The organism is Citrobacter sp. TBCS-14, assembly GCF_005280805.1.
GTDB lineage: Bacteria > Pseudomonadota > Gammaproteobacteria > Enterobacterales > Enterobacteriaceae > Citrobacter > Citrobacter gillenii.
The window spans coordinates 1-207 of the sequence record NZ_SZWM01000762.1 but is presented as its reverse complement, the minus strand read 5'-3'; the positions used below and the strand labels follow the sequence as shown (position 1 = coordinate 207).

1 pseudogene is annotated in these 207 nt (G+C 57.0%); it reads left to right on the top strand.

Annotated elements, in window-relative coordinates:
* Positions 1-207: pseudogene (locus FDX22_RS21155) on the top strand (aromatic amino acid transporter AroP); the annotation flags it as partial.

Sequence of the window (207 nt, the reverse complement as noted above, 5' to 3'; positions counted from 1 at the left end):
TGGTTTCTGCGCTGGTTACGGCTCTATGTGTGCTGATCAACTATCTAGCGCCAGAATCCGCCTTTGGCCTGCTGATGGCGCTGGTGGTTTCCGCCCTGGTGATCAACTGGGCAATGATCAGCCTGGCGCACATGAAGTTCCGCAAAGCAAAACAGCAGCAGGGGGTTACCACCCGCTTCCCGGCACTGCTCTATCCGCTGGGTAACT